This is a genomic window from Amycolatopsis sp. NPDC098790 (assembly GCF_044759945.1).
GTDB lineage: Bacteria > Actinomycetota > Actinomycetes > Mycobacteriales > Pseudonocardiaceae > Amycolatopsis.
In genome coordinates this window covers 2,295,821-2,319,123 of the sequence record NZ_JBIWAI010000001.1, presented here as the reverse complement: position 1 = coordinate 2,319,123, position 23,303 = coordinate 2,295,821, and the positions used below count along the sequence as shown (strand labels likewise).

At 70.5% G+C, this 23,303-nt stretch carries 22 protein-coding genes, 1 tRNA gene, 1 pseudogene and 1 riboswitch; of the genes and pseudogenes, 15 read left to right on the top strand and 9 right to left on the bottom strand.

Annotation, left to right across the window (positions count from 1 at the left end; translation table 11 throughout):
* Nucleotides 1-42: 42 nt before the first annotated feature.
* Together ACIQWX_RS11660 and ACIQWX_RS11655 are read left to right on the top strand one after the other, a co-directional pair.
* Entirely contained in the window at nt 43-888 is an 846-nt protein-coding gene (locus ACIQWX_RS11660; protein WP_400868419.1) for an alpha/beta fold hydrolase, read from the top strand.
* 16 nt (nt 889-904) lie between these two features.
* A complete protein-coding gene (locus ACIQWX_RS11655; protein ID WP_400868417.1) occupies nt 905-2,086 on the top strand; it encodes a PQQ-dependent sugar dehydrogenase in 1,182 nt (393 codons plus the stop codon).
* Nucleotides 2,087-2,290: 204 nt separating this feature from the next.
* Here ACIQWX_RS11655 and ACIQWX_RS11650 read toward each other — a convergent pair whose 3' ends face one another.
* The gene (locus tag ACIQWX_RS11650; RefSeq protein ID WP_400868415.1) at nt 2,291-3,016 is read right to left on the bottom strand and encodes an SDR family NAD(P)-dependent oxidoreductase; all 726 of its coding nucleotides are present in this window, start codon (nt 3,014-3,016) and stop codon (nt 2,291-2,293) included.
* Between the two features lie 30 nt (nt 3,017-3,046).
* Here ACIQWX_RS11650 and ACIQWX_RS11645 point away from each other — a divergent pair, with 30 nt between their 5' ends.
* The 4 genes and pseudogenes from ACIQWX_RS11645 (at nt 3,047) to ACIQWX_RS11630 (ending at nt 5,779) form a co-directional block, all read left to right on the top strand.
* Nucleotides 3,047-3,541: an isochorismatase family protein gene (locus ACIQWX_RS11645; RefSeq protein WP_400868413.1), complete on the top strand. Its 495-nt coding sequence runs from the start codon at nt 3,047-3,049 to the stop codon at nt 3,539-3,541.
* A complete protein-coding gene (locus ACIQWX_RS11640) occupies nt 3,538-3,930 on the top strand; it encodes an NUDIX domain-containing protein (protein ID WP_400868411.1) in 393 nt (130 codons plus the stop codon). The genes ACIQWX_RS11645 and ACIQWX_RS11640 overlap by 4 nt, the downstream gene beginning before the upstream one ends.
* Nucleotides 3,927-4,312, top strand: a pseudogene (locus tag ACIQWX_RS11635) (NUDIX domain-containing protein). The gene ACIQWX_RS11640 and the pseudogene ACIQWX_RS11635 overlap by 4 nt, the downstream one beginning before the upstream one ends.
* Nucleotides 4,313-4,348: 36 nt before the next feature.
* Nucleotides 4,349-5,779, top strand: a complete 1,431-nt coding sequence (locus ACIQWX_RS11630; RefSeq protein ID WP_400868409.1) for a hypothetical protein — start codon at nt 4,349-4,351, stop codon at nt 5,777-5,779.
* Here ACIQWX_RS11630 and ACIQWX_RS11625 read toward each other — a convergent pair.
* Nucleotides 5,776-6,369 carry a TetR/AcrR family transcriptional regulator gene (locus ACIQWX_RS11625; protein WP_364451484.1) on the bottom strand — a complete coding sequence of 198 codons (594 nt, stop codon included), beginning with the start codon at nt 6,367-6,369 and terminating at the stop codon, nt 5,776-5,778. The genes ACIQWX_RS11630 and ACIQWX_RS11625 overlap by 4 nt on opposite strands.
* Before the next feature lie 95 nt (nt 6,370-6,464).
* Nucleotides 6,465-7,430: an acyl-CoA desaturase gene (locus ACIQWX_RS11620; RefSeq protein WP_400868407.1), complete on the bottom strand. Its 966-nt coding sequence runs from the start codon at nt 7,428-7,430 to the stop codon at nt 6,465-6,467.
* A gap of 190 nt (nt 7,431-7,620) precedes the next feature.
* Between ACIQWX_RS11620 and ACIQWX_RS11615 the strand changes: the two genes are divergently transcribed.
* The 5 genes from ACIQWX_RS11615 (at nt 7,621) to ACIQWX_RS11595 (ending at nt 12,907) form a co-directional block, all read left to right on the top strand.
* Nucleotides 7,621-7,692 (top strand) — tRNA-Gln (locus ACIQWX_RS11615).
* Nucleotides 7,693-7,726: 34 nt separating this feature from the next.
* Nucleotides 7,727-9,481 carry a diguanylate cyclase domain-containing protein gene (locus ACIQWX_RS11610; protein WP_400868405.1) on the top strand — a complete coding sequence of 585 codons (1,755 nt, stop codon included), beginning with the start codon at nt 7,727-7,729 and terminating at the stop codon, nt 9,479-9,481.
* A gap of 48 nt (nt 9,482-9,529) precedes the next feature.
* Nucleotides 9,530-11,002, top strand: a complete 1,473-nt coding sequence (glmU, locus tag ACIQWX_RS11605; protein ID WP_400868403.1) for a bifunctional UDP-N-acetylglucosamine diphosphorylase/glucosamine-1-phosphate N-acetyltransferase GlmU — start codon at nt 9,530-9,532, stop codon at nt 11,000-11,002.
* The gene (locus ACIQWX_RS11600; protein WP_400868401.1) at nt 10,999-11,979 is read left to right on the top strand and encodes a ribose-phosphate diphosphokinase; all 981 of its coding nucleotides are present in this window, start codon (nt 10,999-11,001) and stop codon (nt 11,977-11,979) included. Before glmU ends, ACIQWX_RS11600 begins: the two co-directional genes overlap by 4 nt.
* A gap of 61 nt (nt 11,980-12,040) precedes the next feature.
* Nucleotides 12,041-12,907: a TIGR03621 family F420-dependent LLM class oxidoreductase gene (locus ACIQWX_RS11595; protein ID WP_400868399.1), complete on the top strand. Its 867-nt coding sequence runs from the start codon at nt 12,041-12,043 to the stop codon at nt 12,905-12,907.
* On the opposite strand, the gene ACIQWX_RS11590 is transcribed toward ACIQWX_RS11595, so the two are convergent.
* Nucleotides 12,901-13,542 carry an NAD(P)-dependent oxidoreductase gene (locus ACIQWX_RS11590; RefSeq protein ID WP_400868397.1) on the bottom strand — a complete coding sequence of 214 codons (642 nt, stop codon included), beginning with the start codon at nt 13,540-13,542 and terminating at the stop codon, nt 12,901-12,903. The genes ACIQWX_RS11595 and ACIQWX_RS11590 overlap by 7 nt on opposite strands.
* 99 nt (nt 13,543-13,641) lie before the next feature.
* Complete coding sequence (locus tag ACIQWX_RS11585; RefSeq protein ID WP_400868395.1) at nt 13,642-14,760, bottom strand: hypothetical protein; 1,119 nt, start codon at nt 14,758-14,760, stop codon at nt 13,642-13,644.
* A 344-nt stretch (nt 14,761-15,104) separates the two neighbouring features.
* Between ACIQWX_RS11585 and ACIQWX_RS11580 the strand changes: the two genes are divergently transcribed.
* The 4 genes from ACIQWX_RS11580 (at nt 15,105) to ACIQWX_RS11565 (ending at nt 17,174) form a co-directional block, all read left to right on the top strand.
* A complete protein-coding gene (locus tag ACIQWX_RS11580; RefSeq protein WP_400868393.1) occupies nt 15,105-15,707 on the top strand; it encodes a 50S ribosomal protein L25/general stress protein Ctc in 603 nt (200 codons plus the stop codon).
* A 9-nt stretch (nt 15,708-15,716) separates the two neighbouring features.
* Nucleotides 15,717-16,310 carry an aminoacyl-tRNA hydrolase gene (gene pth, locus ACIQWX_RS11575; protein ID WP_400868391.1) on the top strand — a complete coding sequence of 198 codons (594 nt, stop codon included), beginning with the start codon at nt 15,717-15,719 and terminating at the stop codon, nt 16,308-16,310.
* A gap of 21 nt (nt 16,311-16,331) precedes the next feature.
* Nucleotides 16,332-16,646 (top strand): DivIVA domain-containing protein, encoded by a 315-nt coding sequence (locus ACIQWX_RS11570; RefSeq protein WP_400868389.1) that lies wholly within the window; start codon nt 16,332-16,334, stop codon nt 16,644-16,646.
* Nucleotides 16,647-16,817: 171 nt separating this feature from the next.
* Nucleotides 16,818-17,174, top strand: coding sequence for a DivIVA domain-containing protein (locus ACIQWX_RS11565; RefSeq protein ID WP_400868387.1), 357 nt, complete (start codon nt 16,818-16,820; stop codon nt 17,172-17,174).
* Between the two features lie 60 nt (nt 17,175-17,234).
* Here ACIQWX_RS11565 and ACIQWX_RS11560 read toward each other — a convergent pair whose 3' ends face one another.
* The 4 genes from ACIQWX_RS11560 to ACIQWX_RS11545 form a co-directional block, all read right to left on the bottom strand.
* Nucleotides 17,235-18,923 carry a fatty acyl-AMP ligase gene (locus ACIQWX_RS11560; RefSeq protein WP_400868385.1) on the bottom strand — a complete coding sequence of 563 codons (1,689 nt, stop codon included), beginning with the start codon at nt 18,921-18,923 and terminating at the stop codon, nt 17,235-17,237.
* Nucleotides 18,924-18,978: 55 nt separating this feature from the next.
* Nucleotides 18,979-20,742 (bottom strand): ABC-F family ATP-binding cassette domain-containing protein, encoded by a 1,764-nt coding sequence (locus ACIQWX_RS11555; protein WP_400868383.1) that lies wholly within the window; start codon nt 20,740-20,742, stop codon nt 18,979-18,981.
* Nucleotides 20,743-20,796: 54 nt separating this feature from the next.
* Nucleotides 20,797-21,759 carry a 4-(cytidine 5'-diphospho)-2-C-methyl-D-erythritol kinase gene (locus ACIQWX_RS11550; RefSeq protein WP_400868381.1) on the bottom strand — a complete coding sequence of 321 codons (963 nt, stop codon included), beginning with the start codon at nt 21,757-21,759 and terminating at the stop codon, nt 20,797-20,799.
* A 115-nt stretch (nt 21,760-21,874) separates the two neighbouring features.
* Complete coding sequence (locus ACIQWX_RS11545) at nt 21,875-22,888, bottom strand: methionine ABC transporter ATP-binding protein (RefSeq protein WP_400868379.1); 1,014 nt, start codon at nt 22,886-22,888, stop codon at nt 21,875-21,877.
* Nucleotides 22,889-23,097: 209 nt separating this feature from the next.
* Nucleotides 23,098-23,188: riboswitch (SAM riboswitch) on the bottom strand.
* Nucleotides 23,189-23,303: the final 115 nt, after the last annotated feature.

Sequence of the window (23,303 nt, the reverse complement as noted above, 5' to 3'; positions counted from 1 at the left end):
TCCTCATTTATCCACTTGTTAGGGAAGGATAGAGTACTTTGCATGACGATTTACAAGTCCGCAGCCGGCGCGCGCCTCCTGCGTGAGCGCTACCTCGATGCGCTGACGGCGTGGCCCGGCGCCCGCGAGGAGGTGCGCGTCCCGACGCCCGAAGGCGAGACGTTCGTCGTGGTCGCGGGCCCGGCCGGCGCCCCGCCGCTGGTGCTGCTGCACGGCTCCGGCAGCAACGCGGCGGAGTGGGCGCCGCGGGTCCCGTCGCTGACCGAGCGGTTCCGGGTGTACGCGGTCGACATCATCGGCGAGCCGGGGTTGAGCGCCGAGACGCGGCCGCCGCTGGACAGCGACCGGTACGCGCGCTGGCTGGACGCCGTGCTCGACTACTTCGACCTCCCGCAGGCGGCGTTCCTGACCTCGTCGTTCGGCGGGTGGCTCGCGCTCGACTATGCGACCCGGCGGCCCGAGCGCGTCGCCGCGCTGGCGTTGCGGTGCCCGATCGGCCTCGGCCCGATGAAGAAGGGGTTCGTCGTCAAGGCGGTGCTGCTGTCGCTGCTCGGCGAGAAGGGACGGCGGAAGTCCGTGGCGAGCACGATCGGCGAGCCGGAGACGTCGCCGATCGTCGAGCACCAGCTGCTGGTGTCGGCGCACTACCGGTACCGCACCGGCCCGTTCCCGGTCTTCGGCGACGCCGCGCTGGGCCGGCTGACCATGCCGGTGTACGCCGTCGCGGGCGCGGACGACGCCATGGTGGACTCCGCGACGACCGCGCGGCGCCTGGAAGCGGCCGGCGCCGTCGTCGACCTCGTGCCGGGCACCGGCCACTACATCCCGGGTTCACGCGATCTGGACTTCCTGACGGCGGTCGCGTCGCACGGCGATTTCACCGCTTGATGGCAGGATGGGCCGTATGCGACGTGTGCTGGGTCTCATCGGTGCCGTGTCCCTGCTGGTCGTGGCGTGCTCGGGTGCTGCCAGCGAGCCGATCCAAAGCGTCCCGCCGGCGTCCACGCCCCCGGCGTCGACCGGGAAGTTCAAGGTCGAGACGGTGAGCGCCGGGCTGGAGCACGGCTGGGACGTCGGCTTCCTGCCCGACGGCGGCATCCTCGTGCCCCAGCGGCCCGGCAAGCTCGCGCTGGTCCGCGGCGGGAAGGCGACCGACGTCAAGGCCGACCTCTCCGACGTCTACGCCAAGGGCGAAGGCGGGCTGCTCGGGATGGTGATCAGCCCCGACTTCGCGACCAGCCGCGAGTTCATCACCTGCCAGGACCACCAGGAGGGCGGCAAGGCCGTCGACATCCGGCTGGTCACGTGGAAGCTCGCCGAAGACGGCGCGAGCGCGTCCCGCGTCAAGGACCTGCTCACCGGGCTGCCGGTGAACCCGAGCGGCCGGCACTCCGGCTGCCGCCCGACGTTCGCGCCGGACGGCGCGCTGCTGGTCGGCACGGGCGACACGGCCCGTGCGTCGATCGCCCAGGACCGCCACTCCCTCGGCGGCAAGGTGCTGCGGCTGGACGCGAAGACCGGCGACCCGTTGCCGGATAACCCGTTCATCACCTCGTCCGACGCGCACGAACGGCTGATCTACACCTACGGCCACCGCAACGTCCAGGGCGTGGCGATCCGGCCGGGCAGCGGCCAGGTGATCACGGCCGAGCACGGGCCGACCTTCGACGACGAGGTCAATCTGCTCAAGCCGGGTGCGAACTACGGCTGGGACCCGTCGAAGGGCGGCACGGACTCGAGCTACGACGAGAGCGTGCCGATGACGGACCTCAAGCGCTTCCCGGACGCGGTCAGTCCTCTGTGGACGTCCGGTGAGATCACCGAGGCGATCAGCGGCAACGCGTTCCTGACGGGCGCGCAGTGGGGCCCGAACGACGGCGCGCTCGTCGTGGTGGCGCTGAAGGGCCAGAAGCTGCTGCTGTACCACTTGGACGCGGCGGGCAAGGTCCTGGACGTCTCGCTCCCGCCGGAGTTCGACGACAAGTTCGGCCGCCTGCGCGCGGTCCGCAGCGGTCCGGACGGCACCCTGTACGTGACGACTTCGGACGGCACGGACGACAAGCTGCTGAAGGTCACGCCCGCCTGATCATGAGAAACCCACGGCCGTGGAATGCCGTGGACACTTCCGCCGGGGTCGCGGATCGCGGAACATGGTGTGCACCAAGAGTTTTCGCCCGCCCCCGACGAGTGTTGGACGCGGTCCGAAGATAGCGTTCCCGCGGCAGCACCCGCGCCGGTCCTCGATCGTCATCGCCGACCTGACGATCGGGGACCGGCCTCCAAGTCTGTCCTATTTGCCCAGGTGAGCCCCGCCGTTGACGTGCACCACCTGTCCGGTGACGTGCCCGGCGGCGGGGCTCGCCAAGAACGTCACGACCGCCGCGACGTCCTCCACCGTGCCCGGTCGCTTGTTCATCGTGTTCCCGATCAGCCACTCGCGACGGCGGTCGGAAAGCTTGCCGTGGAAGAACTCCGTCTCGCCGACCAGTCCGGGCGCGACGACGTTCGCGGTGATCCCGCGCGGGCCGAACTGCTGGGCCACGCTGACGTTCCACCCCTCGACCGCGGCCTTCGCCGCGCCGTACGAGCCGGCGCCGGTGCGGGCGGCGATCGAGCCGATCGTGATGATCCGCGCGTTGTCGGCGAGACGTTCACGCAGCGCGTGCGTCACCAGGGCGGCACTGACCACATTGGACCGGAGGTTGCGCTCGAACGCGGCCGCGAAGCCGGCGAGCCCTTCGCCGTCGGCGTCGAGGAAGTCCGTGTTGCCGCCGGCGTTGTTGACGAGGACGTCGACGCGCCCGGGCAACTCCCCGAGTGCGGACTCGACGGCCGCGGGATCGGCGGCGTCGAAGACGACGGGCCGCGCGCCCAGGAGCGTCGCGGCTTCGGCGAGGACCTGCTCGCGGCGCCCGGTGACGGTCACCCGGTCGCCGGCCTCGGCGAACGCCGCCGCGACGGCGTACCCGATGCCGGTGCCGCCGCCCGTGACCACTACTTCCCTGCTGTTCCCCATGGCCCCGACCCTAGTGCCTAGGATCGGGGCATGACCAAGATCGATCCGGCCACGTCCGCGCTCGTGCTCGTCGACCTGCAGGAGCGGATCGTCGCGCTGCCGACCACGCCGCACCGAGGCGAAGCCGTCGTCGCGAACGCGCTGCGGCTGCGGACGGCGTTCCGCGAGGCCGGAGCGCCGGTGGTGATCGTCAAGGTGTCGCGGCCGGACAACCCGCCGGGCAACGACCTCGTCTTCGACGCGCAGGACGACAAGATCGTCACGAAGTACACGATCGGCGGCTTCGCGAACACGGACCTCGACGAGTTCCTGCGCGGCAAGGGCGTGAAAACGGTGTACTTCGGCGGAATCGCCACGGAGTTCGGCGTGGAGTCGACGCTGCGAGCGGCGTCCGACCACGGCTACGACACGGTCGCGGTGTCGGACGCGATGACGGCGCTGTCCGACATTTCGCACGAGAACGCGATCACGAAGATCTTCCCCCGTCTGGGCACGGTCATGACGACGGACGAGGTCCTGGCGTGATCGACAAGGTGGCGTGGATCGAGGTGGCAGACGGCCGGGTCCTGGCGGCACGCTCACGGGGCAAGGACAAGTTCTACCTGCCGGGAGGCAAGCGCGAGCCGGGCGAGACGGACGCCGAGACGTTGGTGCGCGAGATCCGCGAGGAGCTCGACGTGGAGATCACGCTTTCGACGGTGAAGCCGGCGGGCACGTTCGAGGGCCAAGCGCACGGCCACGCGGAGGGAACGCTGGTCCGCACCACGGCGTACACGGCGGAGTACTCGGGAACGCTGCGGGCGAGCAGCGAGATCGAGGAGATCGCGTGGCTGGGATACGAGGACCGGCCGCGGGTGTCGTTGGTGGCACAGCTGATCTTCGACCACCTCCACGCGACCGGCGCGCTGCGGTGATCGACAAGATCGCCTGGCTGCACCTGGCGAACGGCCGGATCCTGAGCACGCGATCGCGCGGCAAGGAGGTGTACTACCTCCCGGGCGGCAAACGCGAGCCGGGCGAATCGGACGCCGAGACGCTGGTCCGCGAGATCCGCGAGGAACTCGACGTGACGATCGCGGAGGAGTCGATCGGGTCGGCGTGTTCGAAGCGGAGGCGCACGGCCACCCGGGCACGGTCGTCCGGATGACCTGCTACACGGCGGAGTACGCCGGAACATTGGCCGCCAGCAGCGAAATCGAAGAGATCGCTTGGCTGGCGTACGCGAACCGCGGTGAGGTGTCGGCGGTGGACCAGATCATCTTCGACCACCTCCACGAGGACGGCCGGCTTCGCTGAGGCCCGGCCAAGCGGCTTGTCGGGCACAATCGTGCGATGGACGGTGCTGAGCAGTTCTTCGACCTCAACATCGAACGGGTGCTGGAGCACTGGCCGGTCGCCTTCGCGATCCGCGAGATCATCGCCAACGCCCTCGACGAACACACCCTCACGAAGACCGCCGAGCCGGTGATCACCAAGGACCCCGCGGGCGCGTGGCACGTGGCCGACTTCGGCCGAGGACTGCGCTACACGCACCTGACGCAGAAGGAGAACGACGAGAAACACCGTTCCGGCGCCGTGATCGGCCAGTTCGGCATGGGGTTGAAGGACGCGCTCGCCGTTTTCGACAGGCACGACGTCGGCGTCGAGATCCGCTCCGCGCACGGTGATATCACCACCCGCCAACGTGCCAAGGAAACGTTCGCCGACGTGCGGACTCTGCACGCCGTGATCCGCGGGGCGGCCGATCCCCGCCGGACCGGCACGGACGTCGTGCTGCACGGCGTCACCGACGACGACGTGGCCGCGGCCAAGGAGTTCTTCCTGCGCTACAGCGGCGACCACCCGCTGGAAACCACCCCGATCGGCCAAGTCCTGGAACGGGCTTCTCCCGCGGCTCCCGGTCGGATCTACGTCAAGGGGCTCCTCGTTGCGGAGGAACCCAACTTCCTGTTCTCCTACAACATCACGGACATCAACGCGCCCTTGCGGCGAGCTCTCAACCGCGAGCGCAGCAACGTCGGCCGATCCGCGTACACCGATCGCGTCAAGGCGATCCTCAGGCAGTGCCGGTCGACCGGGGTCGCGTCTCCCCTGGCCGGCGATCTGGCCGAATTCGCGACCGGACGAATGCACGACGAGCTGAGCTGGCGCGAGATCACCGTGCACGCGTGCACGGTTTTGGCGAGCCACGAAAAGGTCGTGTTCGTGACGCCGTCGGAGCTGCAGGAAGGCGCCCCGCAGCTGCGCTACGCCGTCGATGAGGGATACCGCCTGGTGACCGTGCCCGGGGAAGTGTCGGCGAAGCTCGGTCAGCAGGTCGACTTGTCCGGCCGGCCGTTGCTCGACCTGAGCCGCTACCGCGCGACGTGGAACGACAGCTTCACCTTCTCGCTGGTCAGTGCGGATCAGCTGGCGCACCGGGAACGGTCCGTCTACGAACTGACCGACGCTGTCCTGCGGCTCGCGGACGTCGATCCGCGGCAGTCGAGTGCACCGGACATCGTGATTTCGGAGACCATGCGCCTCGACGAAACCGGGCACTCCACCGTGGGCCTGTGGGAGCCGGCCGAAAACCGGATCGTGATCCACCGCAGTCGGCTGGCCGGTGCCGCCGAGTACTGCGCGACACTGCTGCACGAGCTCACGCACGCCGTTTCCGGCGAGTCCGACAACTCACTGGAGTTCGAAGCCGCGCTGACCGCGCTGCTCGGGAAGCTCGCCCTTCAGGCGTTGCCGCGCGGTTCTTCCGAAAGACTCGGCTAACCCAGCCGGAGCTTCGGCTTGTGCTCCAAGTGCGACAACCCGTTCCAAGCCAGATTGACGAGATGAGCCGCAACCTCGTCCCGCTTCGGCTTCCGGGCGTCCAGCCACCACTGCCCGGTCAACGCGACCATCCCCACCAAAGCCTGGGCGTACAGCGCGGCCAGCTTCTCGTCATACCCCCGAGCCGCGAACTGCTGAGCCAGGATGTGCTCCACCTGGCTGGCGATGTCGTTCAGCACCGTCGAAAACGTCCCGGTGGAACTCGCCACCGGCGAATCCCGCACCAGGATCCGGAAGCCGTCGTGCGAATCCTCGACGTACGACAGCAAAGCCGTCGCCGCCTGCTCGAGCATCACGCGCGGGTGGCCGCCGTGCAGCGTGGACACCATGCGGTCCAGCAGCAGCTGCGTTTCGCGGTCGACCACCACCGCGTAGATGCCCTCTTTGCCGCCGAAGTGTTCGTACACCACCGGTTTCGACACGTTGGCGCGGTGCGCGATCTCCTCGATCGACGTCCCGTCGAAGCCCTTTTCGGCGAACAGCGCCCGCGCCACGTTCAGCAGCTGCTGGCGCCGCTCGGTTCCGGTCATCCGCACCCTGGTCACCGGGGCTACCGGACGTGCCCCGGTGACCTGCTGCTCACGCTTCGAACGTCGTCTCCCCGCCACCGTGGCAGCCTAGTTGACTAGCCCTTTTCCGTCGCGATACGGGCCAGGCGCTGCGGGGTCGGCCAGCGGACGTCGTGCACCCAGCCGAACTTCTCGAAGATCCAGATGAGCCGCGCGGAGATGTCGATCTGGCCGCGCTTGACGCCGTGACGCGCGGACGTCGGGTCGGCGTGGTGCAGGTTGTGCCACGACTCGCCGAACGAGAAAATGGCCAGTGGCCAGAAGTTCGCCGACTTGTCGCGGGCCGCGAACGGGCGCTCGCCGATCATGTGGCAGATCGAGTTGACCGACCACGTCACGTGGTGCAGCACGCAGATGCGGACCAGGCCAGCCCAGAAGAACGCCGTCACGGCGCCCCACAGCGACCACGAGATCAGCCCGCCCAGCAGCGCCGGCAGCGCGAGGCTGATGAGCGACCACAGCCAGAACAGGTCGTCGACCTTCTTGATCGCCGGGTCCTTGACCAGGTCCGGCGCGAAGCGCTCGGCGTTGGTCTGGTCGCGCTCGAACAGCCAGCCCATGTGCGCGTGCCAGAAGCCCTTCGCGATGGCCCACGGCGAGGTGCCGAACGCCCACGGCGAGTGCGGGTCGCCGTCGCGGTCCGAGAACGCGTGGTGGCGGCGGTGGTCGGCGACCCAGGTGATCACCGGGCCCTGCAGGGCGATGCTGCCCGCGATGGCCATGAACACGCGCAGCCACTGCTTGGCCTTGAACGAGCCGTGCGTGAAGTAGCGGTGGTAGGACACCGTGATGCCGAGCCCGCTGATCGCGTAGAACACGACGAAGATGGCGACGTCGACCCAGCTCAGTCCCCAGCCCCACGCGAAGGGCACCGCGACCAGCAGTGCGACCAGCGGCGCGATCACGCCGAAGTACACCGACAGCTGCACGCCGATACCGCGCGTGCCTTCGGTGACGGGTTTGGGCCCCTTCGGAGCCGAAGGCTCCCCGGCGGGCTGAGATCGGTCGAGCGTGGCCGTCATACGCTTCACTTCTTCCTACGCGGGCGCCCTTGCGAAGGGTGACCTAACCTACGATGCCGTAAGTTACGGTACAGGAGGTTTCGGCGGCTGGGGAGTGCCTGCACCGCGGAGTGGGGTACCCGGCGGACGGCCCCGTAACGCATCCCCCGCGCGGACGACACCCGATCGTCGCTATCCTGACCAGGTTCGATCCGCCGTAGTGTAATCGGCAGCACTTCAGATTTTGGTTCTGACAGTTCAGGTTCGAATCCTGGCGGCGGAGCAGCAGAAGGACCCGAACCCACGAGACCGGGAGGTTGGCGCTGACCGACGAGGCGACCGACCCCGGTGCGGCCAGGCGTCCCGCGCTGGCCGAGATGTCCGACGCCTGGCTGGTCGGGCGCGCGCGGGAGCTCATCGCCGCGGTCCAGCGGCAGGAGTACACCCAGCAGCTGCAGATCGTCGAGCTGATGGACGAGCTGCTCGACGAGACCCAGCGCCGCGGCGAGCCGACGATGGTCGCGCAGCTCTTGCGCGCGTCCGCGATCGCGCGGCTGATCACCAAGGGCCTGGCGGCCGAGGCCGAACCGCGGCTCGACGAGATGCTCGCGCACACCCGGCGTCACGGCCTCGCCCTGCTGCGGGCCGACGCGCACGCGCTGCGCGGCCGCCGGCTGGTCATCGCCGCGCAGGAGGACCCCGCGCTCACCGAGATCGCCCGCGCGCTGGCCATCCTCGACGACTCCGCGATCCCGAACCGGCAGGTCGGCATCCGCCAGTGGAACCGGATGCTGTGGTCGACGCTGAACGACTGCTGGATCGTGCTGAACCAGCTCGGCGTGTACGAAGCCGCCGAGGAGGTCATCGGCCGCGCGGCGAGCGCGATCCGCGAAAGCGCGAGCCCGCACGAGATCACGCTGCAGCTGATGAACCGCGTCAAAATGCTGCTGGGCTGGGGCCTGCGGCTCGAGCGCATCGACGAGTACGACGAGAGCGCCGAGAAGTTCCGCACCGCCGCGTCCATGGCCGTGGCCGCGGAAGGCCCGTTCACCGAGTCGCTGTTCCCGCGCAAGGCCGGCGTCGCGGCCGTCGACCAGGTCGGCGTCCTCGCTTCGGCCCAGGCGCTGCACAGCCCGAGCGCCGACCAGATCGACCGGCTCCGGGCGCTGCACGAAGGCACCGGCTACCCGGGCGAGCGCGAGATCGTCGCCATCGCGCTGGCCCGCTGCCTCGACCAGGCCGGCCGCCGCGACGAGGCCCTCGACGTCCTGCGGCACGCCCGCGAGTCGCTGACCGACGACACCTCGCAGCCGTCGATGCGGCTGAACATCGCCCGCGAGCTGGCCCGGCTGGACACCACGCCGGACTACGCGTCCGGCGCGAGCGAGTCGCTGATCGACTACGCGCGGCGGCTCGAGAACGAGATGTGGAGCCTGCGCGAGTCGCAGATCGCCACGCTGAACGCGCGTCGCGAGCACGAACGGCTGTCGGCCGAGCACGGCGCGATCACCCAGCAGGCGCTGCAGGACCCGCTCACCGGCCTGCCGAACCGGCGCGCGCTGGACGAGAAGCTGCGCCAGCTGGCGTCGTCGGCCGACGCGCAGCCCCTGGCGGTCGCGCTGGTCGACCTCGACGGCTTCAAGGGCGTCAACGACAAGCAGTCCCACGCCGAAGGCGACAACGTGCTGCGCGTCGTCGCGAGCACGCTGCGTGACGCCCTGCGCGGCGACGACCTCGTGGCGCGCTACGGCGGCGACGAGTTCATCGTGCTGCTGCCGGGCACGCCGGCGTCCGCGGCGAAGATGGCGCTCGGCCGCGCGGTCAAGTCCGTGTCGAACCTGCCGCACCACCTCTCGCACGGCGTCACGCTGTCCATCGGGCTCGTTTCGCTGCGCCCCCAGGAGCGCGGCGAGCAGGTCCTGGCACGCGCGGACGCGGCCATGTACCAGGCGAAACGCGGCGGCGGCAACCAGGTGGCGTCGGCCAACTCGATGGCCGCCGACCCGGCGGGTGCGTGGGCGAGCGAAGGCCTTCCCACCGACCCCGCGTGGGAGCCTGAGGAGCCCAGTTAGGATCGTGTCCCGACAGAAGCCACACGTTGGTAACCGTTGGGAGCGCCGTTGACCGGCCCGCTGAGCACGTTGATCCTCGCCGCGGGTGAGGGCACCCGCATGCGATCCGCGACCCCGAAGGTGCTGCACCCGATCGCCGGGCGGCCCCTCGTGGAGCACGCCGTCCGGGCCGCCGCCGGCCTGGGTCCCGAGCACCTCGTCGTCGTGACCGGCCACGGCCGCGAAGCCGTCGGCGAGCACCTCGCGCGGGTCGGGGACGCCCTCGGGCGCGCGGTCGGCACCGCCGTGCAGGAAGAGCAGAAGGGCACCGGCCACGCCGTGTCCTGCGCGCTGGCGACCCTGCCCGCCGACCTGACCGGCACGGTGATCGTCAGCTACGGCGACGTCCCGCTGCTCGACACGACGACGCTGCGCGCCCTGCTCGACGAGCACACCGAGGCGAAGAACGCGGTCACCGTGCTCACCGCCGTCGTCGCCGACCCGGCCGGGTACGGCCGCATCGTGCGCGACGGCACCGGCAAGGTCACCGGGATCGTCGAGCACAAGGACGCCACCCCCGACCAGGCGCAGATCACCGAGATCAACTCCGGCGTCTACGCCTTCGACGCCGCTGTCCTGCGCGACGGCCTTTCGCGCCTTTCGACCGACAACGCACAGGGCGAGCTCTACCTCACCGACGTCCTGGGCATCGCGAACGGCGACGGGCTGCACGTCGGCGCGCTCGTCGTCGACGACCCGTGGCTGACCGAGGGCGTCAACGACCGCGTCCAGCTGTCGGTGCTCGGCGCCGAGCTGAACCGCCGGATCGTGCAGCGGTGGCAGCGCGAGGGCGTCACCGTCGTCGACCCGGCCACGACCTGGATCGACGCCGGCGTGACCCTCTCGCGGGACGTCGTCATCGAGCCCGGCGTCCAGCTCAAGGGCACCACGACGGTCGGCGAAGGCACGACGGTCGGGCCGGACAGCACCCTGACGAACATGACCATCGGCGCGCGCGCCTCCGTGGTGCGCGTGCACGGCTCCGACTCCGAGCTGGGCGACGGCGTCAACGTCGGGCCGTTCACCTACCTGCGGCCGGGCACGAAGCTGGGCGAGAAGGGCAAGCTCGGCGCGTTCGTCGAGACGAAGGCCGCCGACATCGGCGCCGGCACGAAGGTGCCGCACCTGACCTACGTCGGCGACGCCACGATCGGCGAGCACAGCAACATCGGCTGCTCCAGCGTGTTCGTGAACTACGACGGCGTGAACAAGCACCGGACCGTTATCGGGTCGTATGTCCGGATGGGAGCGGACAACACGTTCGTCGCTCCGGTGCAGGTCGGTGACGGCGCTTACAGTGGAGCGGGTGCCGTGATCCGCGAGGACGTCCCCCCGGGCACACTCGCGGTGTCGGCGCCGCCGCAGCGCAACATCGAAGGCTGGGCGATCCGGCGCAGGCCGGGTACGCCCGCGGCGGAAGCGGCCCAGGCCGCGCTCGACGCCGAGTCAGCAGCAGGAACCGACGGGGAGTCGCCAGCATGAGTCCGAAGTCCGGTACGCCGAAGAAGAACCTGATGCTCTTCTCCGGGCGCGCGCACCAGGAGCTCGCGGAAGAGGTCGCCCAGCACCTCAACGTGACGATCACCCCGCAGACGGCGCACACGTTCGCCAACGGCGAGCTGTTCGTCCGCTTCGAGGAGTCCGTACGCGGCACTGACGCCTTCGTCATCCAGGCGCACACCACGCCCATCAACGAGTACGTGATGGAGCAGCTGATCATGGTGGACGCGCTCAAGCGGGCGAGCGCGAAGCGGATCACCGTCGTGATGCCGTTCTACCCGTACGCGCGCCAGGACAAGAAGCACAAGGGCCGCGAGCCGATCTCGGCGCGGCTGATCGCGGACCTGTTCAAGACCGCGGGCGCCGACCGGATCATGACGGTCGACCTGCACACCGCGCAGATCCAGGGCTTCTTCGACGGCCCGGTCGACCACCTGATGGCGCAGACCGTGCTGGCCGACCACATCAAGAAGACCTACGGCAACGCCGACATCACCGTCGTCTCGCCGGACTCGGGCCGCGTGCGGCTGGCCGAGAAGTGGGCGCAGACGCTGGGCGACCGGCCGATCGCGTTCATCCACAAGACGCGCGACCCGGACAAGCCCAACCAGGCCGTCGCCAACCGCGTGGTCGGCAAGGTCGAGGGCAAGCTCTGCGTCCTGATCGACGACATGATCGACACCGGCGGCACGATCGTGAAGGCCACCGAGGCCCTGATCGACGAGGGCGCGGCGGACGTCGTCATCGCGACGACCCACGGCATCCTGTCGGACCCGGCGACCGAGCGGCTCTCGCAGTGCAAGGCGCGCGAGGTCATCGTGACGAACTCGCTGCCGATCCCGGAGGAGAAGCGCTTCGAGGGGCTGACCGTCCTGTCGATCGCGCCGATGCTCGCCGAAGCCATCCAGCAGGTCTTCGAAGACGGCTCGGTGACGTCCCTCTTCGACGGCAACGCCTGAACCCGTCCGCCGGGCGCGAACTCCGCGCCCGGCGGTGGTTCCCGGCGCTAGCGTCGCCGGCATGGGGAACTTCAAGTTCGGCGTCAGCTTCCGCGAGATCGGCAGCCGGGACGCCTGGATCGCCAAGTGCCGTCGCGCCGAGGAGCTCGGCTACGACGCCATCACCGTGCCCGACCACCTCGGCACCGGCCGGTTCGCACCGTTCCCGGTGCTCGCCATGGCGGCCGCCGTCACCGACCGGCCGCGGCTGGGCACGCTCGTGTCCAATGTGCCCTTCTACAACCTCGCGCTCTTCGCGCGCGAAGCGTCTTCGACGGCCGCGTTGCTCGACGGCCGCCTCGACCTCGGGCTCGGCGCCGGGCACATGAAAGCCGAGTTCGACAACGCCGGGCTCCCCTGGCAGAACGCCGCGACCCGGATCGGCTACCTCGAAGAGAGCCTCGGCCACCTGCGGAAACACTTCGAGGACGAAGGCATCGAGCACCCGCGGCTGCTGATCGCGGGCAACAGCGACGGCGTCCTGGACCTGGCCGCCGAGCACGCGGACATCGTCGGTTTCGCCGGGCTCCGGCAGCAACCGGGCAAGCCGCCGGGCACCTTCAAGCTCGACAACGCCGAGGCCATGGACGAACGCGTCGCGTACTTCCGCGCGAAGGCGAAACGCGAAGTCGAGTACAACATGCTCGTTCAGCACGTCGAGGTCACCGACGACCGCGAGAAAGCCGCCGCGCAGTGGCACGAGAAGACCGAGCGCAGCGCCGTCCCCGACGCCCGGGAGCTCCTCGACGCGCCCCAGCTCCTGCTGGGCACGGTCGAGGAGATCGCCGGGCAGCTCGAAGCGCGGCGCGAGCGCTACGGCTTCACCTACATCACGGTCTTCGAGCCGTTCCTCGAGACCTTCGCGCCAGTGCTGAAAGAACTTCAGTAAGCGACGGTGAAGCGCGCGCGGTGGTGCTTCGGCTGCTCGATCTCGTCGACGTACGCGGTCGCGAAGTCGTCGCCGCCGATGTGCGACTTGCCGTTCTCGTCGGTCACCAGGACGTCGCCGCCGACGCGGTAGGCGCCCGTGCGCTCACCGGGCGTCCAGGCACCGAACTCGGCGGCGGGGCTGACGTAGAACCAGTCGAGGCCCTCGGGCTGCTCGCGCAGCAGGCCGAGCACCTCGGCGTGGCTGCCGGCCTCGTCCTTGTACTCGTCGGGGAACTCCGGGGTGTCGAACAGCCGCGGGCCGCCCTCGGCGACCAGCAGGCTCGCCGCACCGCCGACGAAGGACAGCCGGACGCCGTTCTCGCGCGCGATCCGGGCCAGCGACGGCACGGCCTCGATCAGCTTCTTGCCGTCGATCGCACGCGCCGGCGTGGCGACCACGAAGACGTCGGCGTCCTTCGCCAGGCCCGCGACGAACTCCTCGTCGTGCAGCGAACCCCGCCGCTCGTCGACTCCCTCGGGCGCCGAACCCGCGTTGCGCGCGACGCCGACGACCTCGTGGCCGCGTCGCACCGCCTCGGCGCCGATCCGGCTTCCGGCGTACCCGGTCCCCCCGAAAATGACCAGCTTGGCCATGTCTGATTCTCCGTTCGTCTCGGCTGTACGCAGCCGATGCTAAGAACGGAAGATCACGTACTGCAACGAAAGCAACGCACCCCGGGGTAGGTGTCCAGCTCAGCCGCCCAGGCCGGCGAACTCCGCCGCGACCTGCTGCTTCACCGCGTTGACGTCGAGGGCCGCGCGGACCTCCGCGGTCGCGTTCGGCTTGGACAGCACCTGGTAGCTCGCCGTGCGGTTCGGCAGCTTGAACTTGACCGTGCAGGACATCTTGACCGTCGCGTACGGCTCGGCGTCGGCCGCCGCCGTGCAGGTCTGCGCACCGAGCGAGTCGGCGCTGACCTCGACGGAGAGGTTGATGTGCACGACGCTCTTCCCGCCCCCGGACGGCGAGCCGACGACGCTGTTGGAGACGTCGACGGTCGTCGTGCAGGAGCCGACGAAGTCCTTGCAGTCGAGGTTGTCGTTCGTGACGACGGCGCTGGCCTGCACCAGGCCCTCGAACGGCTGGCCCAGCCCGCCGACGGTGTTGTCGAGGTCGGTGTGGAACGTCTTGAGCGCGTCGCCGGCGAGCGGGCCGACGCGGAACTCGGTGCCGAACTTCGGGCCGGCCTGCGGGTCGAGCAGCGCGGGGGCGAAGCTGACGACCCGGTTCGGCTTGGCCGTCGTCACGCGCAGGACGCTGGGCGCGGCACCGAGCTGGTAGACCTCGGTGCCGTCCGGGAGCTTCGCCTTGACCGGGTCGCCCAGCCGGTCGAGGCCGGCCAGTGCCTTGCGCAGCCCGTCGGCCAGCGCCTTCGGGGCGAACCGCGCGGCGGGGTCGAGCGGCAGTTCGGAGCCGAGCGAGCGCACCCAGCTCGTGCCGAACTGCGTGCCCTCGTCGATGGCGTGCGACTTCCAGTAGTCGGCGTCGGCCTGCAGGTAGAACTGCCCCGCCGCGGCGGTCACCTGGACGACGCGGCCCTCCAGCGGCAGCCCGCCGAGCGCGTTGCCGCCGCGGGTGACGCGGAACTGCTGCTCGGCGCCGTTGGTCGCCGACTTCAGGGCGAGCGCGGGCGCCTGGCCGAGCGCCGTGAGGGCGGCGTCGACCGCGGAGCGCTGTTCGGCGCGCCGGTCGGCCGTCTGCTGCCCGGCCGCGGAGACCCCGGCGGCACCGGGGACCGCCACCTGGCAGCCCGCCAGCAGTCCGCCCAGCAGCAGCACCGCCGCCGCCGTCGTGGCCCGTCGAGCCCGCATCTTCCGCCCCCTGCTCTTCCGCTGTACCCGAGGACACCTCGGCCGGTGAAGTCCCGCCACCGGATTTGTGTCGTCACGCACCGGGGTTCAGGAGGGTTCTAGCCTGGGCCGGGCCCCCGCCGCAACCCACCGTGATGAGGTTGGTTTACACTCTTGAGGTTGTCTCGGCGAGGCGGGGCCCTTCTGGGGTGCCCGGCGTGATCGACGCGGCGGCTCGAGTAGCCCCGGCTGTCGTGCACGCCTGAAACTCGCCGCCGCAACCGCCTGAACAGAAAAACGAAGCATCCCCCGCCGCAGCATGCTGTCTCCCGCACCATGTTCGTGATTTGAAGGAGTGCCACACCGTGTCCGAGGTACGTCTGTCCGTCGAGCCGCGCACCGAGTTCGGCAAGGGCGCCGCGCGTCGCACGCGTCGCGCCGGCAAGATCCCGGCCGTCCTGTACGGCCACGGCTCGGACCCGCGGCACTTCGCGCTGCCGGCCATCGAGTTCGCCCGCGTCGTCCGCGAGAACGGCTCCAACGCCGTCATCACGCTCGCCATCGAGGGCTCCGACGAGCTCGCGCTGACGAAGACGATCGTCGTGCACCCGCTGAAGAACTACATCGAGCACGTCGACCTGCTGGTCGTGAAGCGCGGCGAGAAGATCGTCGTCGACGTCCCGGTCGTCGTCTCCGGCACCCCCGGCCCCGGCGGCCTGGTCAACCAGGACGTCGACACCCTGCAGGTCGAGGTCGAGGCGCTGCACATCCCGGAGCAGTTCGAGGTCTCGATCGAGGGCCTCGAGGTCGGCAGCCAGGTCCTGGCCGGCCAGGTCGAGCTGCCCCGGGGCGCCACCCTGGTCACCGACCCGGAGTCGCTGGTCGTCGCCGTCAACGAGCCGCAGCGTGAAGAGGCCGACGACGAGGCCGCCGAAGCGGGCGAAGAGTCGGCCGAAGCCGCCGAATAGTATTACCGCGTGACCGAAGACGTACCCGGGGCCGGCGAGCTGATTCTGCTCGCCGGCCTCGGCAATCCCGGACCCCAGTACGCCGGAAACCGGCACAACGTCGGCTTCATGGTGCTGGACGAGCTCGCCGCCCGCATCGGCGGCAAGTTCAAGACGCACAAGTCCGGCGGCGAGGTGCTCGAAGGCCGCCTGGGCGGCCGCCGCGTCGTGCTGGTGAAGCCGCGCTCGTACATGAACCTCTCCGGCGGCCCGGTGGTCGGCGCGGCGCGGTTCTACAAGGTGCCGCCGACCGGAGTGGTCGTGGTGCACGACGAGCTGGACGTCGACTTCGGCGCGCTGAAGCTGAAGTTCGGCGGCGGCGACAACGGCCACAACGGGCTCCGCTCGATCACGAAGTCGCTGGGCACCCGCGACTACTACCGGGTCCGGTGCGGCATCGGCCGCCCGCCCGGCCGCCAGGACCCGGCGGACTTCGTCCTGAAGGACTTCTCGACGGTCGAGCGCAAGGAGCTCCCGTTCGAGGTGGACCGCTGCGCGGACGCGACCGAGGCGCTGGTCGGCACCGGTCTCGCGGCCGCGCAGAACGCCTTCCATGCGGGCTGACATCGGTGGCAAGGTGACCCCATGACCCCTGACGAAGTCCGGGCGATCGCGTTCGGCAAACCCCGCTTCGGCCGGCGCGGCTACAACGAGGACGAGGTCGACGCGTTCCTCGACCTGATCGCCGAGGCGCTCTCCGGCCGCAACATCCTGACCGCCGACGACATCCACTACGTCGAGTTCACGATCATGCCGGTCGGCATGCGCGCCTACGACCAGGCCCAGGTCGACCTGTTCCTCGACGAGGCCGAGGCGGCGCTGGTGGCGCTGCGCAACCCGCGCCCGGCGGTCGAGGACGGCCCGCCGCCGGGGCCCCGGAAGTGGTTCGGCCGCGGCTGACGACGGTGTGAAACCGGCCACACAGCGCTCGGTAGTCCCGCCTCACTCGATGGCGGATACGGCCCGCCCGTCGGGGTGAGCTTCGGGGTCGACTCTTCCGGGGGAACCCGTCCCAGGGCTAGGACGGTGTACGGGAGTTCGCACCGCCTAACCCCGGAATCGGAGAGTTCCATGTCGTTCACCGCCGAAGACCTCGCCGAGGTCACCTTCGGTAACGCCCCGATCGGCCGCCGTGGCTACGCGAAGCACGAGGTCGACGAGTTCGTCCGGCGCATCGCCAAGACGATCGCCGACGAGGACGACCTGACCGCCGCCGAAGTGCACCACGTGGTGTTCGCGAAGCCGCTGATCGGCAAGCGCGGCTACGACGAGCGCGAGGTCGACGACTTCCTGGACCGGGTGGAGGACCAGCTCGCGTCCCGCACGGGCCACGCGCCGGACCTCCCGGGGGCCCGCACACCTTCCGAAGCCACGGCGTCGCGAGCAAACCCGCCGACGATCCGCGCCGCCCGCGTCCAGCAGCGCTAAGCGGCACTTTCACGTGAAAGTGCCGCCTCCAGGTGGGCACTTTCACGTGAAAGTGACGCGCTAGGCGTCGGCGTTCTTCTTGATCTTGTCGGCGAACTGCTGGGCCGTCGCCGCGCGCTTGACCTTGCCCGACGGCGTCTTCGGCAGGCTGCCCGCCGGCAGCACGACCACCGCGTACGGCCGCATGTCCACGGCGTCGCGGACCCGCGCCGAGACCTGCTTCATCAGGTTCTTCTCGGCCTCGGCGTCGCCCGCCAGCTTCGACTCCACGACCACCGCGAACCGCTCGCGGCGGCTGCCCGCGTCCAGCCGCACGGCCACCGCGTTGCCCGCCCGGACGCCGTCGACCGACGTCGCCGCGCGCTCGATGTCCGTCGGGTACAGGTTGCGGCCGCCCATGATGATGACGTCCTTGCGGCGGCCGCAGATGACGATCTGGCCGTCGACGAGGTAGCCGAGGTCGCCGGTGTTCAGCCAGCCCTCGTCGTCCTGGGTCGCGACCGGGCCTTCCATGGTCAGGTACCCGGGCGTGACGGCCTCACCGCGCAGCCGGATCTCGCCGACCTCGCGGTCGCCGGCCCGCTCGCCGGCGTCGTTGACGATCTCGGCCTCGAGCCCGTCCAGCGGCCGGCCGAGCAGCGCGAACGACCGGACGTCGTCGGTGCCGCGCCGCGGGTCGCCCTCGGGCACGGGCACCGCGCGGTTGCCGGCCTCCAGCGCGTCCGCCTCGACGACGTCCAGCGTGAGCCCGGTGAACAGCGGCGCGAACGACACGGCGAGCGTCGCCTCGGCCATGCCGTAGGCCGGGAAAACGCATTCCGCGGGCATCTTGAACCGCGCGCCGGCGTCCACAAAGGTCTGGACGGCGGTCTCGTCGATGGGCTCGGCACCGTTCAGGGCGATGCGCAGCTTCGAGAGGTCGTAGGCGTTGTCGTCGTCGACGCGGGCCATCCGGCGCCCGACGATGGCGTACGCGAAGTTCGGCGCCGCCGTGGTGGTGCCGCCGTACTTGGTGATCAGCTCCGGCCAGATCAGCGGCCCGGAAAGGAACTCGACGGGCGTGATCTTGACGAGCTCGACGCCGAAGGTCATCGGGACGGTCAGGAAGCCGACCATGCCCATGTCGTGGAAGGTCGGCAGCCAGGAGACCATGACGTCGACGTCGAAGTCGAACTCCGCGCGGTCGACCATGGCCTTGACGTTGGAGTACAGGTTCCCGTAGGTGATCCGCACGGCCTTGGGGTCGGCGGTCGAGCCGCTGGTGAGCTGCAGCAGTGCGGTGTCGCCCTCGTCGGTGGTGACGACGTCCGCGAGCGGCTCGGCCTTCGCGAGGTCCGTGATGAGCTGGAACCCGATGCCCTTTTCTTCGAGCACGGGGGCGAGCTGGTCGAAGGGCTCGCCCAGCAGCACGAGGTCCGAGCCGATCATCCCGAGCACGCGCACGGTGTCCTCGGCCCATTCGGCGAGATCGGTGCGCGGAGTGGGCTGGTGCAGCATGGTGACGCTGCCCCCGGCGAGCCAGACGGCCTGCACGGTGGGCGCGATCAACACGGGCGCGGCGGCCAGCACCCCGACGGCGGTCCCCGGCCGGAACCCCGCGGCGACGAGCCCACCGGCGATCCGCCGGGCTTCTTCGTGCACCTCACCCCAGGTCCGCCGGACGGGTTCCCTGGGCTCCCCGGTGACCATGCCACGCTGCTGACCCCGACCCGCCGCGGTGGCGACGAGCGTGTCCACGAACCTGCTCATGAGGCAGACATTACTGGCACGGGTTCAGCACTGCGTGCCAGCAGGCGAACAGGTGTCACTCCAGCAGCTCGGACGTCTCCAGCCAGCGGCCTTCGACGTCCTCGATCTCGCCCTGGACGCCCTTCAGCTCCGCGTTCAGCTCCATCAGCTTCGCCGGGTCCGTCGCCGCCTCCAGCAACGACGCGTGGAGCTTCTCCTCCTTCGCGTGCAGCTGGTCCAGCTTGCGCTCCAGCCGCCCCAATTCCTTCTGCGCCGCGCGTAGATCCGCCGCCGACTTCTTCGCCGAAACCTTCTCCGCGGACGGCGCCGGGCCCGTGACCGGCTGAACGGCCGCGCGGCGGTTCAAGTACTCCTCGATGCCGCCCGGCAGGTGCGTGATCCGGCCGTCGCCGAAGAGCGCGACGATCGTGTCGCACACCCTTTCCACCAGGTACCGGTCGTGCGACACCACGACCATCGTGCCCGGCCAGCCGTCGAGGAGGTCCTCCAGCTGCTGGAGCGTGTCGATGTCCAGGTCGTTCGTCGGCTCGTCGAGCAGCAGGACGTTCGGCTCGGCCATCAGCAGCCGGCACAGCTGGAGCCGGCGGCGCTCGCCGCCCGACAGGTCGCCGACCGGGGTCCACTGGCGGGCCTGCGGGAAGCCGAGCTTCTCGCCCAGCTGCGACGCCGTCATCTCCTGCTTGCCGAACACCACGCGCCCGGCCACCTGCTCGATCGCCTGCAGCACGCGCAGGTCGCCGGGCAGGTCGTCGAGTTCCTGGCGCAGGTGCGCGAGCGCCACCGTCTTGCCCTCGACGCGGCGGCCGGTCGAGCCCTCGACGTCGCCGCCGAGCAGCTTCAGCAGCGACGTCTTGCCCGAGCCGTTCACGCCGACCAGGCCGATCCGGTCGCCCGGGCCGATCCGCCACGTGACGTGGTCGAGCAGCGTCCGCTCGCCCACCGCGTACGTCGTGTCCTCCAGCTCCAGCACCGTCTTGCCGAGCCGGCGCTTGGCGAACGCCTGCAGCTCGACGGAGTCGCGCGGCGGCGGCACGTCGGCGATCAGCGCTTCGGCCGCTTCGATGCGGTAGCGCGGCTTCGACGAGCGCGCCTGCGGGCCGCGGCGCAGCCACGCCAGCTCCTTGCGCGCCAGGTTCTGCCGCTTCTCCTCGGCCGTCGCGGCCAGCCGCGCCCGCTCGGCGCGGGCGAAGATCCAGTCCGCGTAACCGCCTTCGTACTGCTCGACGCGGCCGTTCGCGACCTCCCACGTCAGCGTCGCGACGGTGTCGAGGAACCACCGGTCGTGCGTGACGACCACGACCGCGATCCGGCGGGCGAGCAGGTGGTCGGCCAGCCAGCGGACACCTTCGACGTCCAGGTGGTTGGTCGGCTCGTCGAGCACGACCAGGTCGAGCTCGCCGGTCAGCGCGGCGGCCAGGGACACCCGGCGCCGCTCGCCGCCGGAGAGGTTCGCGGTCGGCGTGTCCAGCCCGATCGCGGTGATCCCCAGGCCGTCCACAATGGACCGGACGCGGGCATCGGCCGCCCATTCGTGCTCGGCGCCGTAGCGTTCGAGGACGACGTCGCCGACCGTGCTGTCCTCCGGCAGCTCGGTGCGCTGGGTGACGACCGCCATCCGCAGGTCGCGAACCTGGCTCACCCGCCCGGAATCCGGCTCGGCGAGTCCGGAAAGGACTTCCAGCAGGGTCGTCTTGCCGCCGCCGTTGAGGCCGACGACGCCGATGCGCTGCCCGGCCGCGACACCCAGCGACACGCCGTCCAGGAGCGGGCGAACCCCGTAGGACTTGCTCACCGCCTCCAGGTTGACCAGGTTGGCCATCCGGATCCTTTCCCCATCAACAGAAGTCCACAGTGGACAATCAAACGTGGACGATCAGGCGTGCACGCGCGGCGGCGCCGGCCGCGGCGCGTCGTCACCGCCGACGACGCGGGCGCCGGGCACCGGGCCGTGCGCCACCCGGACCGTGCGGCACACCCCCGCGCCCGACAGCTCGGCGGCGACCTCGACCGCGGACTGCGCGTCTTCGCACAGGAACGCGCACGTCGGGCCGGAACCGGAGACCGTGCCGGCGAGCGCACCCGCGTTGACGCCCGCGCGCAGCGTGCGGCGCAGGCCCGGCCGCAGCGAAACCGCCGCCGCCTGGAGGTCGTTGCCCAGCAGCAGCGCCAGCTGACGCGGGTCGCCCGAGGCCAGCGCCTCGACGACCGGGGTGTGCGAGCCGATCCGCGGCGGGTTGCCGTCCACGCGCAGCCGGTCGAGCTCGCCGAACACCTTCGGCGTCGACAGGCCCTGCTCGTCGAAGGCCAGCACCCAGTGGAAGGTGTGCCGCGACAGCACCGGGACGAGCCGTTCTCCGCGTCCGGTACCCAGCGCCGTGCCGCCGTAAAGCGCGAAGGGGACATCGCTGCCCAGGCCGGCGGCGATTTCCGCGAGCTCGTCGCGCGTGACGTCGAGGTTCCACAGGCTCGCCAGCCCGACGAGCGTCGCCGCCGCGTCGGCGCTGCCGCCCGCCATGCCGCCCGCGACCGGGATGCCCTTGCGCAGCACCACGCGGACCTTCGGGTCGCCGGTCCGCCCGGCGTGCGCGGACAGCGCTTCGACCGCGCGCCAGGCCAGGTTTTCGGGACCGGTCGGGACCGAGCCCTCGCCCTCGCCGTAGATCTCCAGGCCCGGCTCTTCGGTGACGGCGACGGTCACCTCGTCGGTCAGCGACAGGGCCTGGAACACGGTCACCAGCTCGTGGTAACCGTCTTCGCGCAGGTCGCCGACCGCCAGGTGCAGGTTGACCTTGGCCGGGACCCGGACGGTGACTGGAGGCGGAACTACGGCGAGCACCCGACCAGCCTACGTGCCCGCGAAAACGCCCCAATGTGGCCTTCGGTGCGTCTGACGCACCGAAGGGCCCCTTGGGTGCGTCAGACGCAACCAAGGCCACATTGGGGCGCTTGGATCAGGCGGCCGCGACGCCCTGCGGGCCGCGCGCGGTGTGCGTCACGTGGCCGCCGCGCTCGGCGACCCACGCCAGCGCCGCGTCGGCGCGCTCGCCGCGGACGCCCAGGCGGAAGCGGCCGACCGGGGTGTCGCCGATGCGGGTCAGGCCGCCGCCGATGGTGGCGAACTCGACGTCGAAGCGGCCCGCGGCCTCGGGCAGCAGCGCGCCGACCGACGCGAAGCCGACCAGCACGACGTCGACCGAGCGGTCGTAGCGCGACGACTGCGCGCGGGTGGTCTCGATGGCCGGCAGCAGCGCCTGCGCGGTGCGGCTCGCCGGGTTCGAGATCAGGTCGAGCACCGTGCCGCGCTCGATGACCGTGCCGTCTTCGAGCACCGCGACGTCGTCGCAGACCCGGCGGACCACGCCGGCGTCCGGCGTAGTGATCACGACGGTCGTGCCCAGCTCGGCGCGGGCGCGGTCGAGGACGGTGAGGACCGAGCCGGCCTCCTCCGGGTCGACGCCGGCCGTCGGGTCGTCGGCCAGGAGCACGGCCGGCGCCGCCGCGAGGGCCTTCGCGACCGCGACGCGGCGGAGCTGACCCTCCGACAGCTCGCCGGGACGCTGCGTCGCGCGCTGCGTCAGGCCGACGAGGTCGAGCAGCGAGCCGACGCGGCTGCGGCGCTGCGGGCCGTCGATGCCGAGCTGCTCGAGCGGGGAGGCGATGTTGCCGGCGATCGTGCGCTCGGCGATCAGCTCCGGCTTCGTCGAGACGACGCCCAGCTGACGGCGGATTTCCCGGAGGCGGCGGCCGTCGAGGGTGCCGGTGTTCAGGCCGTCGAGGCGGACGACGCCGCGGTCGGGCCGCTCCTGCAGCGCGATGCAGCGGGCCAGGACGGACTTGCCCGAACCGGCGGGGCCGACCACGCCGAAGAGCGAGCCGGCCTGGACGTCGACACTCACGTCCCGCAGGGCGACGACCGAATTTCCGTTGGTGGCAAAGGTTTTGGACAGGTTTTCGACGGTGATCACGAAGGCTCCAGAAAACGGGGCGCGCTCACTCGGAGGCGCCCGGCCGCAAGCAGAGTCCGTCCTAACTGGACGGTGCGTGAAGAAGAGGTGGACCGGCTACGACAAGCTCAGTGGGAGCGTCGACATGCGGTCACGGAGCGGCGGCCTTCGTCGACAACGCGACGCCTGGTCAGGAGCAGGGGGCGGGCTACCCTCTTCATCGGAAACGGCCTCCATCGGTCCTGGCGGTAGCACCTGCCCTGCGGAGGGTGGTTGCTGCGACTTCGGCGAGCCAGGTCTCTCAGTCGCTCGGGATGGACGTACTGAGTAAAACCGATCCCGAGGAGCGAACGCAAGCCCGTTGGCCCAGATCACACGAGTGGCGGTGTCCGAATCGCGAGATCACGCGGCAAGAGGCGTATTTTCACCCGGCGGC